We start from the raw sequence: 18,138 nt of genomic DNA on the forward strand, positions 1-18,138 counted from the left end.
GGACCGCCCTGTCTCAGACAGAGGTGAGGCGCATCAGACCCGCGTCGGCCGACCGAACGGACTTTACTTCAGGCTGGCTTCGATCTTGCCGCGGGCCTCGTCGGAGACCCACTTGCCCCAGATGTCGCCCTTGGTCTTCAGGAACTCGGCCGCTGCCGCCACTGCATCGACCTTCTGGTCGGTCATGTAGGCAAGGCTGCCGTTGACGTCTTCCAGAGGGAAGGTCGCCTTTTCGAGGATGGCGATGATCTCGGGGGCTTCCTGGGCGAAGGTGCTGTTGACGCCGTAGGAGACATCGACGGACGGGAAGGCGCAGCCCTGGTCGCGCTTGCCGGTGGCGCTCGAAAGCTCCTTCCAGCAGGCTTCGTTGTAGGCCGGCTCTTCAAGCTGGACGAGCTTGAACTTGCCCATGATCGCGGTCGGCGACCAGTAGTAGAACAGGATCGGCTCGCCCTGCAGATAGGCCGAAGTGATTGCGGAATCGAGCGCCGTGCCGGTGCCGGGACGGAAGTTCACATAGGTCTCGCCGAGCTTGTAGGCATCGAGCTTGGCGGTGCTGACACCCTCGCAGGTCCAGCCGGACGGGCAATTGAGGAAGCGGCCCTTGGACGGCTCCTCCGGATCGGCGAAGAGTTCGACGATCTTGGCATCGGAAAGCTGCGAGACGCTCTTCAGGTCCGGCGCTTTGGCCTCGATGTTGCGGCTGGCATCGCCCTTGATGACGTATTCCGGCACGAACCAGCCTTCGCTGGCGCCGACGAAGGTCTTGCCGATGGCCACGACCTTCTTTTCCTCGACAGCCTTGTTCCAGATGTCGGAGCGGCCGAGCCATTCCTCGGCGAAGATCTGGACGTCGTTGTTGGCGGTCGCCTGTTCGAGCGTCACCGAATTGCCGGGGATCGAATCCACCTGGCAGTCGTAGCCCTTCGACAGGATGGTTTTCATCACCTCGGTGATGAACGCGCCGCTTTCCCAGTCGATGCCGGCGAAGGTAACGGTCTTGCCGTCGCCGCAATAGGAGGCGCTGGCGTTGCCGGCAGAAGCGGCAAGCACGAGGCCGGTGGCGGCGAGGGTGAGTTTCAGTTTGCTGATCGACATGCGCATTCCCCTTTTTTTGATAGTCGCTTCGATTGCTACTTCAGTTTCATAAGCACCCGCGCGAAAGCACGGTCGATGTCTTCCTCCCGATCATGGCGTCCGTTGCGGATCTTCCACTGTCCCGCGACCATGACGTCGCGGACGGTCTCGCCGCCGAGCGCAAACAGCCAGCGGTCGAGGGTCTGATTGCCGCTTGCGGCGGCGATGTACGGATTGGAGCCGTCGAGCACGACGAAATCGGCGCGGGCACCGACTGCAATGCCGGCAGCCTTATGGCCGACAGCCTGGGCGCCACCCTTGAGGGCCGCATCGAAAATGGTGTGGCCGACCGATGCGCCCGGGCCGGCGGCGAGCCGGTTGCGACGCCGGTCGCGCAGGCGCTGGCCGTATTCCAGCAACCGCAGTTCTTCGGCGACGCTGGTTGCCACATGGCTGTCGGTGCCGATGCCGAGGCGTCCGCCTTCGGCGATGTAGTCGACGGCTGGAAAGATGCCGTCGCCAAGATTGGCTTCCGTTGCCGGGCAAAGGCCGGCGACCGCGCCCGACCGTGCCAGCCGCTGTCTTTCCTCGTCGGTCAGATGGGTCGCGTGGATCAAGCACCAGCGCTCGTCGACGGGCATTTCGTTGAGCAACCACTGAACAGGGCGGCGACCGCTCCAGGCAAGGCTGTCTTCGACTTCCTTGGTCTGTTCGGCGACGTGAATATGGATCGGTCCGTTGACGGGTGCACGTTCGAGGATCGTGCGCATCTCTTCCGGGGTCGCGGCGCGCAGTGAATGGATGGCGTAGCCGAGCGTCTGGCCATTGTCGCGGCAGATCGGCGCCAGGCGTTCCAGGAGTGCGAGGAAACGATCGGGGTCATGCAGGAAGGGGCGCTGGCCGACGTTCGGGGCGACGCCGCCGAAATTGGCATGAGCGTAGAAGACCGGCAGATGGGTGAGGCCGATGCCGGTCGATTGCGCGGCAGCGAGAATGCGCAGCGACATCTCGGCCGTGTCGGAATAGGGCGTGCCGTCGGCGGTGTGGTGCAGGTAATGGAATTCGGCAACGTGGCCGAAGCCGCCCTTCAGCATCTCCATGTAGAGCTTGGCGGCGATCGCCTCGACGTCGTCGGGGTTCACCAGTCCGACCGTGCGGTACATTTCTTCCCGCCAGGTCCAGAAACTGTCGTTGCCGCTGCCGGCGACCTCGGCGAGGCCCGCCATGGCGCGCTGGAAGGCGTGGGAATGCAGATTGGCGACGGCTGGAATGAGCGGTCCGGCAACGCGTTCGTCGCCGTCGGCGATCGTCTGATCGGTCTCAATGGAGGCGATCCCGCCTGACGCATCGAGCGCAATGGCGACATTCTGCGCCCAGCCTGTCGGCAGAAGCGCATGGTCGGCGAAGAGCCGGTTGACGGGAAAAGTTGCCATGTTGCGATTTTCCTGTACGTAGTTGTATATGGAACTATAGATATTTTACGGTGGCGCGCAAGCGCGAAATGAACGAAAAGAATCATTGCCGGATACGCATGATTTGTTTGCTTTCCGGAAAGGGCGGGAAAAATGCCGATAACGGCACTCAGGCGAAGGATCGAAATGGCCGCATTCGAGGACGGACCGGTGCCACGCTACGAGGCGGTGAAGCAGTTCATCCGCACCCGCATCGACAGCGGGGAATGGCCGGCACATCATCGTATTCCTTCCGAAAACGAGATCGTCGCCGATCTCGGCGTCAGCCGCATGACCGCGAACCGGGCGCTGCGGGAGCTGGCGACCGAGGGCGCGATCACCCGCGTTCAGGGGGTAGGGTCGTTCGTCGCGGCACACAAGGGCAGCACGGCGCTCTTGGAAGTGCGCAACATCGCCGACGAGATCCGCGAGCGCGGCCACGCCCATACTTCGCGCATGACGCTGATGCAGGAGGAGGTAGCACCTTCGGAAATCGGCTATGCGCTCGGGCTTGTTACCGGCGCACGAGTTTTCCATTCGATCATGGTGCATTCGGAAAACGGCCTGCCGATTCAGATCGAGGACCGGTTCGTCAACCCGGCCATCTGCCCGAAATACATGGAGCAGGATTTCCGCGACATGACGCCGAACGCCTATCTGACGGCGGTGGCACCGATCACCCGCACCGAACAGATCGTCGAGGCGGTGTCGCCGCAGCCATGGGAATGCAAGCTGCTCGGCATCGACCGCAACGAGCCTTGTCTTATGATCCGGCGTCGCACCTGGTCCGACACCGCCAATGTGACGACGGCGCGCCTGCTCTATCCCGGGACGCGCTATCGCCTTGAAGGTGTGTCGCAATAGTCAGGAGACCCGTTCGGTCGATTCGGAAGTCGGCATGATGCCGGATGTGATGGAGGCGACACTATGGTTGAAGACGCGCTGAAGCTTCGCACGCAATTGCCAAGGCCCGATGTGACGCCCGAGGACGCTGCGCGCATTCTTTCGGAGCATTTCGGCCTTTCCGGCACCCTGACCGAACTGGGCAGCCAGCAGGATCGCAACTACCGGATCGACACCGGCGAGGCACTTTTCGTCCTGAAGATCTGCCGAGCGGCCTACGATCCGCTGGAACTGCAAGCCCAGAACGCCGCCTTGTTGCATCTCGCCCGTCAGACCGGCTCGGTGCGGGTGCCGCAGGTCATGCGCGCGCTCGATGGCAACGACATCGTCGATGTGACGGTGCGCGGCGAGGACTATCGCGTTCGCCTGTTGACCTATCTCGATGGCGTGCCGTTGACGCGGCGCAAACATCTGACAGCGGAAACCGTGGCCGCGCTCGGCGACATTGCCGGGCGGCTGGCGGTGGCACTCAGCGATTTCGATCATCCGGGCCTCGACCGCGAGCTGCAATGGGATCTACGCCACGCCGCACCGGTCGCCTTGCACCTGCTTTCCGCCATGACCGACGAGGGCCTGAAGAAGCGCATCGCCGAGGCGATGGTCGGAGCCATGCGCCGGCTGCAGCCGCTGACGGCCGATCTGCGCCTCCAGGCGATCCACCATGATGTGACTGACGACAATGTCGTCGGCCAACCGGATGCGGCCGGCCGGCCGATCCCGGATGGCGTCATCGATTTCGGCGATATTCTGAAGGGCTGGCTCGTCGCAGAGCTCGCCGTCACATGCGCTTCGCTGCTGCATCATGCCGATGGCGATCCTCTCTTCGTTCTGCCGGCCATCAGGGCCTTTCACGCGGTTTGCCCGCTTGAGGAAAACGAGCTGAAGGCATTGTGGCCGCTGATCGTTGCGCGTGCCGCGGTTCTGATCGCCAGTTCCGAGCAGCAGCTCACCATCGATCCTGAGAACGCCTATGTGCAGGGCAACGCGGCCCATGAGCGCGAGATCTTCGACGTTGCCGTCTCCGTACCGCCGGCCATGATGCAATACGCGATCCTGCGTGCCGTCGATGCGGTACCGGAGGCGACGATGCCGGTGGTGGGTGAGGGATTGCTCGTCGACATCGAGCCTGCCGGCGTGCGCCAGATCGATCTTTCCATCTTGAGCCCGCTGCTTCCCGAGGAGCGCTGGCAGCACGAGGCGCTGCCGGCCTCGTTGCTGCAGACGGCGGCGCACGCGATCGGGATGGCGTCGACCCGGTATGGCGAGTACCGGATGACCGAGAGCGCGCTTCGGGCGTCCGCGCCGATGCCGACCTTCGCCCTGCATGTCGATCTCTGCCTGCCGACCGGGACTGTCGTCAGGGCACCCTTTGCCGGCCGACCCGAATGGCATGACGGGCGGATGGTCCTGAACGGTGGGGCGGTCGTTCTCCATCTCTCCGGTCTCGAACCGTCCGAGGATACGGAAGAGACGGTTGCTGCCGGCACGCCGATCGGCACGGTGGTCGAGGCCGGCCATGGGCTTGGCCTGATCCGGGTGCAGCTCTGCCGCGAACCGGGACTGAACCCGCCGCTGTTTGTCCCGGCCCATCAGGCGGATGCGTGGCGCATGCTCTGCCCGTCACCATCAGGCATCCTCGGTTTCGACTGCGATGCGCCGAGACCGCATTCGACCGACCTGCTTGACCGCCGCAAGCGGCACTTCGCCAGGCAGCAGAAAAACTACTATCGCAATCCACCGCAGATCGAACGCGGCTGGAAGGAACATCTGTTCGACGTCGAGGGCAGGGCCTATCTCGACATGGTCAACAACGTCACCATCCTCGGCCACGGACATCCGCGGCTGGCGGCAGCGGTCGGCCGGCAATGGTCGCTGCTCAATACGAATTCGCGTTTCCATTATGCTTCGGTCGCCGAGTTTTCCGCGCGGCTTGCAGCACTCGCGCCCGATGGCCTCGACACGGTGTTCCTGGTCAACAGCGGCTCGGAAGCGAACGATCTCGCCTTGCGGCTCGCCTGGGCCTTTTCCGGCCAGCGCAACATCGTCAGTCTGCTCGAGGCCTATCACGGCTGGACGGTGGCGAGCGACGCGGTCTCGACCTCGATCGCTGACAACCCGCAGGCGCTTGAGACCCGCCCTGACTGGGTGCATGCCGTGGTGGCGCCAAACACCTATCGAGGCCCGTTCCGCGGCGCCGGCACGACCGACAATTACGTCCGGTCGGTTGCGACCAAGCTGCGCGAACTGGAGGACGGGGGGCAAGGCCTTGCCGGCTTCATCTGTGAGCCGGTCTATGGCAACGCCGGCGGCATTCCCTTGCCGAAAGGCTATCTCGACGCCGTCTATGCCATGGTTCGCCAGCGCGGTGGTGTCTGCATCGCAGACGAGGTGCAGGTCGGTTACGGCAGGCTCGGGGACTATTTCTGGGGTTTCGAGGAACAGGGCGTCGTGCCCGATATCATCACCATCGCCAAGGGCATGGGCAACGGCCATCCGCTCGGCGCCGTCATCACGCGGCGTGAGATTGCCGACGCCCTGGAGAAGGAAGGTTATTTCTTCTCGTCATCAGGCGGCAGTCCGGTGAGTTCCATCGTCGGTCAGACGGTGCTCGATCTTCTCGAAGAGGAGAAATTGCAGGACAACGCGCGCGTCGTCGGCGGCTACCTCAAGACGAGGCTCGAAGCGCTGGAGCAGCGGTTTCCGCTGGTCGGCGCCGTGCACGGCATGGGGCTTTATCTCGGTGTCGAGTTCGTCCGCGATCGCGAAACGCTGGAGCCCGCGACAGAAGAGACCGCGGCCATCTGCGATCGCCTTCTTGAGTTTGGCGTCATCATGCAGCCGACCGGCGACCACCTGAACGTCTTGAAGATCAAGCCGCCGCTCTGCCTCAGCCGGGAAAGCGCCGACTTTTTTGCCGACATGCTCACGCGTGTTCTTGACGAGGGTTGGTAGACGCGGGTCCCACCGACGGCAGACGCCGGTAGGACTGCCTCACCAGCCGGCGAATTCTGAAAGCACCGCGTCTGAAACCCGGCCGGCTACGACATCGCCAAAGGCGCGGTCGAGAATGTCGAGCGCCTGGTCGATGTCCGCGTCCGAGATCGTCAGCGGCGGGGTCATCTCCAAAACGTTCGAATTCATGCCGACATAATAGACGACGAGGCCGAGCTCATAGGCGCGGTAGATCAGCTTGGCCGTTTCTCTTGCTGCCGGTGAACGGCTGTCGCGGTCGGCAATCAGCTCCACGCCGCAGGCAAGGCCGCGTCCGCGCACATCGCCGATCAGCGTGTGACGCCCGGAAAGCTGCCGCAGGCCCTGGCGCAAACGTTCGCCCTTTCGGTGGGCAGCTTCGGCCAGTCCCTCGCGCTCGATGGTTTCGAGCACGGCAAGGCCGGCAGCTGTCGACACCGGGTTGCCATGTAGCGTCTGCATCGCAAAGGCCGTGGCGCAATCCATGATCTCGGCCGGGCCGATCGCTGCCGAAAGCGGCAGGCCGCCGCCGAGCCCTTTGCCGACCGTCAGGATATCGGGCACAAAATCCTCATGCTCGAAGCAGTGCATCCTGCCGCTGCGGCCGAGCCCGACCTTGACTTCGTCGCAGACGACGAGGATGCCGTGCCGTTGGCAGAGATCGGCAAATTTTTCGAAGAACCCCATCGGCGGCACGATCAGCCCGCCGTCGGACTGGATCGGCTCGATGAAGGCGCAGCCGATCCGCTCCGGCGGTGCCGAGGTCGCAAACTGCTGTTTCAGGAGGTCGAGGATTGCCTCGCCTGTAACGTCGCCTTGATAAGGCCGGTAGGGATCGGGGTAGGGCAGCAGGATCAGCCCCTCCGCCTTGGTCGCACCCGCCTGGACGCTGTGGCCGGAAAAGGCCATCGAGCCGGTGGTGCAGCCGTGATAGGCGCCAATGAAAGAGATGACGCCGGTGCGGCCGGTGGTTTTGGCGATCGCCCGGAAGACTGCTTCGTTGGCGTCGGAGCCGGAATGGCCGAACCACACCTTGTTGCGTCCCTTGCCGGGGAAAAGGCCGAGCAGTTTTTCCGCAAGGGCGGTCGCCGGTGCGTTGGCGGCGGAGAGAACGCTTGCGCCCGCCGGGTTGGCAACAGCCCGCGACACGGCCTCGACCAGGGCGGGATGGCCATAACCAAGGCTTGCAGCTCCCCAGGCGCCGGAAAGGTCGATCAGCTCGCGGCCGTTCTCCTCGACGAGACGTACACCCTTGCCGCCGGCGATGGCGAGCGGAAAGAAGCGCAGCTTCTGCAGGTTGGCAATCGCGTGTCCGTCCCTGGCGTAAAGGCCTTCGGTCACGGGCGGCACTCCCTGAGGCTCGTCTGGAGACAACGGGTCAGCCGCTCACCCCACGCCTTTACGCCCGCGTCGGTATCGATCAGGTCATGCCTGACTTCGATCAGCACGCCCGGCAGCTGGCGCGCGTCGGCATGCACCGGCACCGTATAATCCTCGTCCGGGTGGATGTTGTAGGGCTCGTTGTCGCCGATCGTCAGTTGCTCTTCCGAACTCAGGTCCCGGATCAGCGACTGCGCGAAAGCCTCGGCATCGCGATAGAGAATGCCCGCCTGCCACGGGCGCTGATTGCCGAAATAGACGGGGGTGAAACTGTGCACGCCAACGACAAACGGCCGTTCACCCCTTGTCTGCAGTAGATCAAGGCGCCGGGAAACGGCATCGGCGAAGGGCCTGAACAGCGTATCGATCCGCTGCTGTCGCTCCATCTCGCTCAGATCCCGGTTGGCCGGGATCTCCGTCGTTTCGCTCACTTCCGGAATGAAGGACGGCGCCGAAAGCGGACGGTTGCAGTCGATCACCAACCTTGAATAGTTGGTGAAGAACAACGGCGCGTCGAGGCTGAGGCTTAGATGCTGGGCGAGTGCCAAGGCCCCGATGTCCCAGGCGATATGGCGCTGGCGCTCGTGTTCGGGCAATCCCATGTCACCGAGTGCACGCGGCATGCGGTTGGACGCATGCTCGCACAAAAGCAGGAACGGCGATTTGCCGTCCGGGTTAAACACCGCATAGGGCGGCGGCTCGTCGATCGCCAGAAGCGGCTGGCGGGCGTCGTGCCTGCCGCGTCGGTCGTCGGGGCTCTTGATGGCCGTTGTCGAAGTCATGGGAGCCTATCCGTATCAGTAGACGGCCGCGTAGCGGGCGCAGAGTTCGTCGGGGGAGAGGCCGTCGACGATCTCGATTTCCTTGCGCTTCATCGCGACGTAGCAACCGAGGAAGTCCTTGGCGAACCAGCCGGTCACCACCTTGTCTTCGGCAAGCGTTTCGAGCGCTTCCGGCAGGCTTGCAGGCAGGCGGCGGATGCCGAGCTTCTTCTGGTCCGCGTCGGAAAAATCGGACGGGTCCGAGTTGATCAGCGGCGGCTGTTCGAGGCCAGCCCGGATACCTTCGAGGCCGGCCTTGAGCAGGACGGCCAGCGACAGATGCGGGCTCGCGCAGGCGTCGGCGGCGCGGTACTCCATGTTGAACTGCTTGGCCGGATTGCTGCCGGGCAGATCCAGCGTCGGGCAGATGCGGAGCGTCGCCTCGCGGTTCTTTTCGCCAAGGCAGGTATAGGCAGCGCTCCAATGGTGCGGAACGAGCCGCATGTAGGAGAGCACCGACGGGGCGGTGAAGGCGGTCAGCGCCGGGAGGTGGCGGATAACGCCGGCGGCGAAAGACCCGGCGACCTTCGACAGGCGACCCGGGCGCGACGCGTCGAAGGTGACAGGATTGCCGTCAAGATCGGTGAAGCTGACATGTAGGTGCACGCCGTTGCCCACGCCGTTGGCGCTCGTCTTCGGTGCGAAGCTTGCGTTCCAGCCGAAGAGGGCGGCCACTTCCTTGGTGATGGCGCGGATCGTGGCGCCACGGTCGGCAGCGGTCAGCGCATCCGCCGGGCGGCAGGTGATCTCGAACTGGTCCTTGCCATATTCGGGCAGGAACATTTCCGGCTCGGCGCCCGCCTCCTGCAGTGCCGTCATCAACAGCGGGCCGAAGGGTTCGGCACGGCGTTGCGCGCGCAGGCCGAAGGACGGCGCGTCGGGCCAGTCGACGCCGAGAAGCTGGAACTCCTGCTCGACGGCGGAGATGACTTTCAGCCCGGCCTCGCGCTCGAATTCCTCAAGCGTGCGCTTGAGCAAGCTGCGAACGCAGCACTCCCACGGGTCGCCTTTGAGGTCGGTGATATCGGAGTGATAGAAATGCAGCGGGGTGACGTCGGGCAGGCAGGTGACGCGCGCCTTGCTGGCGGGGTCGGCCATCAGCCTGAGGTCGCCGGCCGAGCCCCAGGGATTGTTTTCGGCGATCTGGTCGAAGGGTGTCAGCGCCAGATTGGCAGGCACCCAGCCGACGCCCTTGCGCAGATAGTCGTCGATCTGTGCAGCGGCAAAGCTGCGGCCGCGGGTGATGCCGGCGATGTCGGTGGTGACGAAGGTCGCGAGTTCCGTCAGTGCGGAATGAGCCTTGCCGTTGTTGGTCTCGGTCATGAATTCCCCTCTTGTCTCAAGATCTTCGGCAGCGGCTCAGGCTTGGCGCAGGCCCTGAAGGCGGTTGACGACGGTGTCGGTATCGGTGGTCCAGCAGTAGCCGGAATAGGCGCGAAGGGCGCCTTCGTGGCGCTCGGGGCTGTAGGTCGCACAGGCGTCGCTGACGACGGTGACGAGATAGCCGCGGTCGGCGGCGTCGCGCACCGCCATGTCGACGCACTGGTCGGTGATGACGCCGGCGATGATCAGATAGCGGGTGTTGAGGTTGCGCAGGATGTAGTCGATGTTGGTCGAGTTGAAGACGCCGGAAGAGGTTTTCGGCAGCACGATCTCGTTGTCGACAGGCGCCAGTTCGGGAATGACCTGGCCCTCGGGCGAGCCCTTCGGCACATGCATGTCGGAAAGCTTGTGGTCGAGCGAGCGGTCGCGGCCGTCAAGCGTCAGGCTCTCGATGATGGTGTGCAGCACTTCGCAGCCGGAACTGCGGGCCGCCTCGAGGATGCGGACCTGGTTGGGGATCACCGTCTGGCGCAGCCGCTTGTGATAGTAGCTGTCGGCGTCCTGCGGGTGGGTCGGATCGAGATTGGGTTCGCACCAGATGCGCTGCATGTCGACGAACAGCACGGACGTGCGGCCGCGCTCGTAGTCGCTGTCGCGCCTCAGCATGTCGTCACCGACCTTCACTGTAACGGCACTCATTCGGATTCTCCTCGGTTGTGGTCCTGGCCTTTCGGCAGATAGTCAGCGGCCGTCGTCGACGTTCGGGTTGAGAGCGTCTTCGGTGATGGCGTAGCCGCGGCGCAGCTCCTCCATCTTCTCGATGCGGGCGCGCGATTGGGTGGCGAGACGGGCCGTCAGCGCGGCGATCAGCGCTTCCGTCTGGGCGATCGCCGGCACCATCGTGTCGTAGGGCGAGACCGTATCGACCGGCGCCGTCAGCGTGACGGTGGCGAATTCGGCGATCGGCGAAAGCCACCGGTCGGTGAACAGCACGATCCGTGCGCCTTGTGCGGCCGCCTGCTTGGCGAAGCGAATGGTGTCGTTCTGGTAGCGGCGGTAATCGTAGACGAACAGCACGTCGCGTTTGCCGAGATCGACGAGCTGGTCGACCTGGTCGGCCTGGCTGCCGTTGATCCAGCGGGTGTCGCCGCGCAGCTGCTTCATATGCGACCAGAGCAGGCCGGCGAGAAAACCGCTGAACCGACCGCCGAGGCAATGCGCTCGTGCGCTCGTGTCTGCCGCCGCATCGACCGCCGCCTCGAAATCCTCCGACGGCAGCATCTGCATCGAAGCTTCGAGCGCATGGATGCTGGCGCGCAGGAAGTACTGGTAGAAGTTCTCCTGTTCCAGCGACGGCCGCCGCTCGTCGAGCATCGACAGCGGCGAACTCATGCGTTCCTGCACTTCGCCGAGCAGCGCCTTCTGAAACTCCGGATAGCCCTCGAAGCCAAGCTTGTTGGCGAAGCGCACCACGGTCGGATTGCTGACCCCCGCCGACGAAGCCAGATAGGCAACGGTATTCAATCCCGCTGCCGGATAGTTCGACAGGAGCTGCCGCACGATCTTCAGTTCCGATCGTGTGAAAGTAATAGCCCCGTCTGTCAGTCGATCCCGGATTGCCACGATTTCCGCCTCCCAAAAATGATGGCTTGAACCCCGATTTCTAATTTTTGTTACATAATTGCTAGCAGAGAATGTTTTTTGAAACAAGATTGACATTTGATCGCGATGGGATAACTTTCATTACGGGAACTGGCCCGAGCCAAAAACAAAGGCGGGCCGACAATTCGGGGGAATGCAGATGGTCCGCGTCAGGCGAGAAACCGTCGTCGGTATCCTTTTAACGTCGTTGCCGCTGCTGGTGGCCGCTGCCGTCGCTTCGCTGGTTTTTCCGGGGAGCGGTGAGCGCCTCGTGACGCTGTTCATGATCAACGTGATCGCAGTGCTCGGCATCGGCATGTATGCTGGCAATTCGGGCATCGTTTCCTTCGGCCATGTCGGCTTCATGGCGATCGGCGCCTATGCGTCCGGCCTTCTCACCATCAACCCGATCGTCCAGAAGACGGCGCTGCCGCACCTGCCGGAATGGCTCGCCGGCATCGGCATGTCGTTCCTGCCGGCGCTTGCCGTGGCGCTGGTGGTCGTGGCGCTAGTCGCGGTGCTGATCGGAATACCCGTCGCGCGCCTTGCCGGTTCATCGGCTTCGATCGCGACGCTCGGCTTTCTCGTGATCGTCCATGTCGTGTTGGTCGCCTCGACCGATATCACCCGCGGCAGCCAGACCTTCTTCGGCATCCCGCGCGCGGTCAATCTGTGGGTGGCGTTGCCTTTTGCGGTGGCCGCCATCGCCATCGCCCGTCTCTACCGGGATTCGAGCGCGGGGCTGAAGTTGAGGGCCTCACGTGAGGACGAGATCGCCTCGACCGCCGTCGGCGTCAATGTCAGGCTTCATCGGTTTGTCGGCTGGGTCCTCGGCGCCATTCTGGCAGGGGCGGCGGGCGCGTTGCTGGCGCATTTCCTCGGCGCCTTCTCGCCCAAGGACTTCTATTTCAACCTGACCTTCGTGCTGCTCGCCATGCTGATCCTCGGTGGCGTCACCACCGTTTCGGGTGCGGTCGGCGGAACGGCCGTGATCATGCTGATCGTCGAGCTTCTGCGCAAACTCGAAGGCGGTGTCGACCTCGGCTTCGTCACGCTTCCGACCGTCTTCGGTCTCACGGATATCGGCATCGGCGTTGCGATCCTGGTGGTGATGTATCGGCTCCAGGACGGGATCTTCGGGGTCCGCGAGCTGGATGAGCGTCTTGCCTGGTTGAAGCGCTTTGCCGCAAAGCCTGCGACAGCCTCCGACAGCGCGCAAAAAATTGCTCCGGTCCCACCGGGCGGAACACTCAAGGTCGAAAATCTCGGCAAGAAATTCGCCGGACTTGTGGCGCTGGAAAACGCCAATTTCGAGATCAAGCCGGGTCTCGTGACCGGTCTCATCGGCCCGAATGGGGCCGGCAAGTCGACGCTGATCAACAGCGTCTCCGGCGTCGTTCCGCCGTCGAGTGGCCGCGTGCTGATCGACGGCAAAGATATCGCATCGCTGTCGGTTCACGCGGTTCCTGTCGCCGGCCTCGCGCGCACCTTCCAGAACATCCGCCTGTTCAAGAACCTGACCGTGCTCGAAAACGTCACGGTGGCGGCGAGTGCTTTGAAGGGCAATGGCGAGGACCCGATGGAAAGCGCCCGGCTGGTGCTTTCAGAGGTTGGGCTCGACGGCTTTTCCGACCAGCTTGCCGGAACACTTTCCTATGGCGCGCAACGCCGTCTCGAGATCGCCCGCGCACTGGCCTTGAGGCCGCGCTACCTGCTGCTCGACGAGCCGGCGGCCGGCATGAACCCTGCCGAAACGCAGGAACTGATGCACGTGCTCGACCGCATCCGCACGAAGTACCGCCTCGGCCTGCTCGTCGTCGAGCATGACCTGAAGCTGATCATGCGGCTCTGCGATATCGTCGTCGTCCTCAACAAGGGCCAGCAGATCGCCATCGGCACACCGGCGGAGATCCAGGCCAACCCGGCTGTGATCGAAGCCTATATCGGCCGTCGCCGTTCGTCAGCGCAGGCGCAGCATGAGGTTGTCGAGGCCACCGGTCTCCGGCCGGGCACAGGCAGCCTTCACAATCCAGCTTGATCAGCAAACGAAATCAGAAAGAGGGAGCTTACCGATGAAATCGAATCTCAGGGCACTGTGCCTCACCACCATCCTTAGCGGCTTCGCGCTGTCGCCGCTGCCGGCATTTGCCGAAGATTTGGTCATCGGTCTTGCCACCGCCCAAACCGGCGGCCTTGCTCCCTATGACCAGCCGTCGCTGAAGGGCCTGGAAATGGCCGTCGAGGAAATCAACGCGGCTGGCGGCGCTGCCGGCAAGTTCCCGATCAAGCTGGTGGCCAAGGACACGCGCTCGGACGCTGCCCAGACGGCACTGGTGGCGCAGGAACTGGTTGATCAGGGCGTCAAGATCATGATCACGCCTTGCGATGCCGATCCGTCGATCGCCGCCGGCCAGGTGACGCAGGCGGCGCAAATCCCTGCCTTCTCGTTCTGTGCGACCACCCCGACCATGCCGCTTGCTGTCGGCGACTACATGTTCGGCAACTATCCCGCCGACAACGTCCAGGCCGCAGTGCTCGCAGCCTACGCCGTCGAGAAGGGCTACAAGAAGGCTTACATCCTCAAGTCTCCCGATAGCGCCTATACGCTGAAGCTTCCGGAATATTTCGGCGAAGCCTTCAAGGCCAAGGGCGGCGAGCTTCTGGGCGAAGGCACCTTCAGCATGGGCCAGCAGGATTTCGGCGCCGAAGTCACCAAGATCAAGGCGATGAATCCGGCACCCGACGTCATCATGACGGCTGCCTACGAGCCCGATTTTCCGGCCTTCATCCGCCAGCTGCGCGGCGCCGGCGTCACCATTCCGATCCTCGGCAGCGACGGCATCGATTCGCCGACGACATTCGGACTTGGCGCCACCGTCGACGGCGTGGTCTTCACCACGGCCGGGTTTGCCAGTGAGGGCAGCCCGCTCGCCGACTTCAACGTGAAGTACAAGGAGAAGTTCGGTCAGGTGCCGGATACGGTCTACATTGCCAACGGCTACGACCTCGGCAAGGTCATCGACGCTGCCGTGACCGAAGCCAACAGCATCGACCCGGTCGCCATCCGCAACGCCATCGCCTCGCTCGAAAACGTCCAGGGTGTCACCGGCCCGATCAGCTACGCCGGCACGCAAGGCATGCCATTGCGTTCGGTCTCGCTGGTTCGCATCGGAGGTGGCAACCGCGAGCTGATCAGCCAGGGCGTTCCCGCCGCGGCCGACATTCCGGCCCCCTGAGCCGCCACCACTTGCGATCTTCGGCGTCGCGCCGGAGATCGTTCGGCCGCCTGCAGGGCCGTCTCGCAATCCATGGCAAGGACTTTGCCCCGATGATGCACAGTGAAATTCCCGCTCAGAAGCCCCTGCTCGAAGTGAGCGGCCTCAAGGTTGCCTATGGTGCCGTCGAGGCGCTGAAGGGGGTCGATCTCACCGTCAACAAAGGGCAGATCGTCACGCTGCTCGGCGCCAACGGCGCCGGCAAGAGCTCGACGCTGAATGCGCTGATGGGCCTGGCGGCAAAGAAGGCGGGGCGGGTGTCGTTCAATGGCCAGGACATTTCCGGCCTGCCGCCGGAACAGATCGTCAGGCTCGGCATGACGCTGACGCCGGAAGGCCGGCGCATCTTTCCAAGCCTGACGGTGGACGAACACCTGCTGCTTGGCGGCGCCATGCACAAGGCGCGCGGGGTGATATCCGACGTGCGCGAGGACATGCTGTCGCGTTTCCCGATCCTGAAAGAACGTCTTAGCCAGAAAGCCGGTTCGCTGTCCGGTGGCGAGCAGCAGATGCTGGCGATCGCCCGTTCGATGATGTCGTCGCCCGACCTTTTGCTGCTCGACGAGCCTTCGCTCGGGCTGGCGCCGCAGGTGGTCGACCTGATCTTCGACCTGATCGCCGGTCTGCGCCAGAAGGGCCTGACGATCCTGCTCGTCGAGCAGAACGTAGCACTTTCGCTCGAAATCGCCGACGCGGGCTATGTCATGGCGAACGGGCGCATCGTGCTCTCCGGCACTGCCGCCGAACTTCGCAATTCAACTGAAATCCAGGGTGCCTATCTCGGCGCTTGAGGCCGGGGGCAAAGAGGTCACAACGATGGACATGTTCCTGCAGCAGCTGGTCAACGCGCTGAGCCTCGGCGGCACCTATGCGCTTCTCGCGCTTGGGCTCGCGGTCGTCTTCTCGATCATGGGGCTGATCAATTTCGCCCATGGCGAACTGATGACGGCGGCGGGCTACGGGCTGTGCTTCGCCCTTCTGCTGGGCGTGCCCTTTCCGCTCGCCATCTTCGGCGCGCTGATGATCGCGGTGGCGCTTGCCATGTTGATGGAGCGCATCGCCTTTCGGCCGGTGCGGGGCGCGAGCGGCACGACGCTGCTTCTCACCAGCTTTGCCGTCAGCGCCATCCTGCGCGTCATCTTCCAGAACTTCATTTCGGCGCGGCCGAAGCCGGTGCCGATGCCGGAGAGCTTTTCCGGGACGATCGAGATCGGTGGCCTTCACCTCGGCCTGATCCAAGGCACATCGATCCTGGTCACGGTCATCATGCTCGTCGGGCTCAACCTCTTCCTGCGCACCACCGTTCTCGGCCGGGCGATGCGTGCGGCTTCGGAGGATTTCGCCATCGTCCGGCTGATGGGTATTCGCGCCAATGCCGTGGTTGCGACCGCCTTTGCCATTTCGGGACTGCTCGCGGGCGTCGCGGGCATTCTCTGGGTGGCGCAGCGCGGCAGCGTCGATCCGCTGATGGGCTTCCTGCCGGTCTTGAAGGCCTTCATCGCCGCGATCATTGGCGGGCTCGGCAGCCTCTCCGGCGCCGTTGCCGGCGGCTTCCTGCTCGGCTTCATCGAGGTGTTCCTGCAGGCCTATCTGCCGGAAAGCCTGCTCAGCTACCGCGATGCCTTCACCATCCTGCTCGTCATCGGCGTGCTTCTCTTCGCGCCGCAGGGGCTGCTTGCGCGCAAGACGATCGTCAAACTCTGAAGGGTTGCGCCCCACCTGTCGGTTGACCAGAAAAAACGCTCCGGCGTCGGAAATGTCAGACGGTGACAGATCCTGCTGTTTGACGAAAGGGGCATCCCCACGCCCTCATTCCGGCCTTGTGCCGGAATCCAGCGATCCGACGTCGGTCGGGTCAGAGGACTTTTCAGCCCAAGGACTTGGGCTGGCTGGATCCCTGTGACAGGCACAGGGATGAGGGAAGTCTTCGCTGGTGTCGGGATTTCCCGATCTGCTATGACGAGGCCTGACTTGTCGACTGTCCGCTGTCCATCATCGCCGTACGTTTTGTCGGAACCTCCAGATCCCCCTTGGGAAAGCTGCCACAAGCGGCGTTGCGCAACGCCTCGCTCCGAGCAGACAGACAGAATGCAACCGCCCCTTGTCAAACGCCAGAAGCGAAAAACGCCGCGGTGAGGGCCGCGGCGCATGGTTGGTTGGTCTATTTATTGGCGCAATTCCGGAGGGAAGACCTTCTCCGGATTTGCCTGCGATCAGCGCGCCGGCGGCGCGTACATCAGGCCGCCCTGGCTCCACAGCTTGTTGAGGCCGCGGTCGATCTTGAGCGCACTGTCCTTGCCCAGGTGCTTTTCGAAGACCTCGCCATAGTTGCCGACGGCGGAGATCGCCTGGAAGGCCCATGTCGGGCCGAGGCCCAGCGCCTTGCCGGCTTCGTTGTCGATGCCCAGGAACCGCTTCTGGCCGACCGTGCCGCTTTCCTGCATCTTGGCCGCGTTCTCCTTGGTGATACCAAGTTCTTCGGCCTCGATCATCGCGAACAATGTCCAGCGAACGACCTTGAACCACTGCTCGTCGCCCTGGCGCACGGCCGGTCCGAGCGGCTCCTTGGAGATGACTTCCGGCAACACGACGAAGCGGTCCGGGTCGTTCAGCGTCAGGCGCTGGGCGTAGAGCGCCGAGGCGTCGGTCGAATAGACGTCGCAGCGCGCCGTGTTGAAGGCCTGGATCGTCTGGTCGGGCTTTTCGAAAGCGATGACCTGGTACTGGATGTTGTTGGAGCTGAAGTAGTCGGCCATGTTCTGCTCGGTGGTCGTGCCGGTTTCCGTGCAGACGGAGGCGCCCGAGAGTTCCTTGACGCTCTTCACGCCGAGGTCGTTGCGCACCATGAAGGCCTGGCCGTCATAGTAGTTGACGCCGACGAAGCTCATGCCGAGATCGCTGTCGCGCGACAGCGTCCAGGTGGTCTGGCGCGAAAGCAGATCGACTTCGCCCGACTGCAGCGCGGTGAAGCGCTCCTTGGTCGAGAGCGGCACGTATTTCACCTTGTCCGGGTTGCCGAGCGTGGCCGCAGCGACCGCGCGGCAGAAGTCGATGTCGAAGCCGCTCCACTCGCCCTTGTCGTTCGGCGCGGAAAAGCCGAGCACGCCCTGGCTGACGCCGCAGCGAAGTTCGCCGCGTTCCTTGACGACATCAAGCGTGGCGGCGCTGGCTGCCGTTCCGGCGAGAAACGCCGCACTCGCAAGTGCTAGAATTCCAAGTTTCATTGTCCTGTTCTCCTCTTGTTATGCAGTTTTAAAGGCACGCGTCTTCGCTGCCGGGGCACGTGCGCGTCCCGGC

The 18,138-nt window shown here is 63.6% G+C and carries 14 protein-coding genes; 6 read left to right on the forward strand and 8 right to left on the reverse strand.

Going from position 1 to position 18,138, the window contains the following annotated elements; genetic code table 11:
* Positions 1-63: 63 nt before the first annotated feature.
* Together IB264_RS29000 and hutF are read right to left on the reverse strand one after the other, a co-directional pair.
* The gene (locus IB264_RS29000) at positions 64-1,098 is read right to left on the reverse strand and encodes an ABC transporter substrate-binding protein (RefSeq protein ID WP_057206637.1); all 1,035 of its coding nucleotides are present in this window, start codon (positions 1,096-1,098) and stop codon (positions 64-66) included.
* 35 nt (positions 1,099-1,133) lie between these two features.
* A complete protein-coding gene (hutF, locus tag IB264_RS29005) occupies positions 1,134-2,510 on the reverse strand; it encodes a formimidoylglutamate deiminase (protein WP_057217898.1) in 1,377 nt (458 codons plus the stop codon).
* A 138-nt stretch (positions 2,511-2,648) separates the two neighbouring features.
* Between hutF and hutC the strand changes: the two genes are divergently transcribed.
* Together hutC and IB264_RS29015 are read left to right on the forward strand one after the other, a co-directional pair.
* Positions 2,649-3,392, forward strand: coding sequence for a histidine utilization repressor (gene hutC, locus IB264_RS29010; protein ID WP_025424690.1), 744 nt, complete (start codon positions 2,649-2,651; stop codon positions 3,390-3,392).
* 63 nt (positions 3,393-3,455) lie between these two features.
* Positions 3,456-6,383 carry an aminotransferase gene (locus IB264_RS29015; RefSeq protein ID WP_038575667.1) on the forward strand — a complete coding sequence of 976 codons (2,928 nt, stop codon included), beginning with the start codon at positions 3,456-3,458 and terminating at the stop codon, positions 6,381-6,383.
* A gap of 39 nt (positions 6,384-6,422) precedes the next feature.
* Here the strand turns inward: IB264_RS29015 and IB264_RS29020 are convergent, their stop codons facing one another.
* Genes IB264_RS29020 through IB264_RS29040 form a run of 5 tightly spaced genes read right to left on the reverse strand, consistent with a single transcriptional unit; the run spans position 6,423 to position 11,548 of the window.
* Positions 6,423-7,742 carry an aspartate aminotransferase family protein gene (locus tag IB264_RS29020; protein ID WP_025424688.1) on the reverse strand — a complete coding sequence of 440 codons (1,320 nt, stop codon included), beginning with the start codon at positions 7,740-7,742 and terminating at the stop codon, positions 6,423-6,425.
* Positions 7,739-8,563 carry an N-formylglutamate amidohydrolase gene (locus IB264_RS29025; RefSeq protein WP_082557443.1) on the reverse strand — a complete coding sequence of 275 codons (825 nt, stop codon included), beginning with the start codon at positions 8,561-8,563 and terminating at the stop codon, positions 7,739-7,741. The genes IB264_RS29020 and IB264_RS29025 overlap by 4 nt, the downstream gene beginning before the upstream one ends.
* A gap of 15 nt (positions 8,564-8,578) precedes the next feature.
* Positions 8,579-9,925 (reverse strand): glutamine synthetase family protein, encoded by a 1,347-nt coding sequence (locus tag IB264_RS29030; protein ID WP_057217897.1) that lies wholly within the window; start codon positions 9,923-9,925, stop codon positions 8,579-8,581.
* Between the two features lie 36 nt (positions 9,926-9,961).
* Complete coding sequence (locus IB264_RS29035) at positions 9,962-10,624, reverse strand: isochorismatase family cysteine hydrolase (protein ID WP_025424685.1); 663 nt, start codon at positions 10,622-10,624, stop codon at positions 9,962-9,964.
* Between the two features lie 42 nt (positions 10,625-10,666).
* On the reverse strand, positions 10,667-11,548 hold the full coding sequence (locus tag IB264_RS29040; protein ID WP_025424684.1) for a MurR/RpiR family transcriptional regulator: 882 nt from the start codon (positions 11,546-11,548) through the stop codon (positions 10,667-10,669).
* A gap of 178 nt (positions 11,549-11,726) precedes the next feature.
* On the opposite strand from IB264_RS29040, the gene IB264_RS29045 reads away from it, so the two are divergent.
* The 4 genes from IB264_RS29045 to IB264_RS29060 all read left to right on the forward strand — a co-directional run bounded on the left by IB264_RS29045 (position 11,727) and on the right by IB264_RS29060 (position 16,545).
* Positions 11,727-13,604, forward strand: a complete 1,878-nt coding sequence (locus tag IB264_RS29045) for an ATP-binding cassette domain-containing protein (RefSeq protein ID WP_025424683.1) — start codon at positions 11,727-11,729, stop codon at positions 13,602-13,604.
* Positions 13,605-13,638: 34 nt separating this feature from the next.
* Positions 13,639-14,802: an ABC transporter substrate-binding protein gene (locus IB264_RS29050; protein WP_025424682.1), complete on the forward strand. Its 1,164-nt coding sequence runs from the start codon at positions 13,639-13,641 to the stop codon at positions 14,800-14,802.
* A 92-nt stretch (positions 14,803-14,894) separates the two neighbouring features.
* Complete coding sequence (locus tag IB264_RS29055; protein ID WP_107028043.1) at positions 14,895-15,632, forward strand: ABC transporter ATP-binding protein; 738 nt, start codon at positions 14,895-14,897, stop codon at positions 15,630-15,632.
* A 25-nt stretch (positions 15,633-15,657) separates the two neighbouring features.
* Positions 15,658-16,545, forward strand: a complete 888-nt coding sequence (locus IB264_RS29060; protein ID WP_025424680.1) for a branched-chain amino acid ABC transporter permease — start codon at positions 15,658-15,660, stop codon at positions 16,543-16,545.
* Positions 16,546-17,054: 509 nt separating this feature from the next.
* Here IB264_RS29060 and IB264_RS29065 read toward each other — a convergent pair.
* Positions 17,055-18,065: an amino acid ABC transporter substrate-binding protein gene (locus tag IB264_RS29065; protein ID WP_025424679.1), complete on the reverse strand. Its 1,011-nt coding sequence runs from the start codon at positions 18,063-18,065 to the stop codon at positions 17,055-17,057.
* Between the last annotated feature and the right edge of the window lie 73 nt (positions 18,066-18,138).

Origin of the sequence: Ensifer sp. ENS11, from assembly GCF_014851895.1 — a bacterium.
Taxonomy (GTDB): Bacteria; Pseudomonadota; Alphaproteobacteria; order Rhizobiales; family Rhizobiaceae; genus Ensifer; species Ensifer canadensis.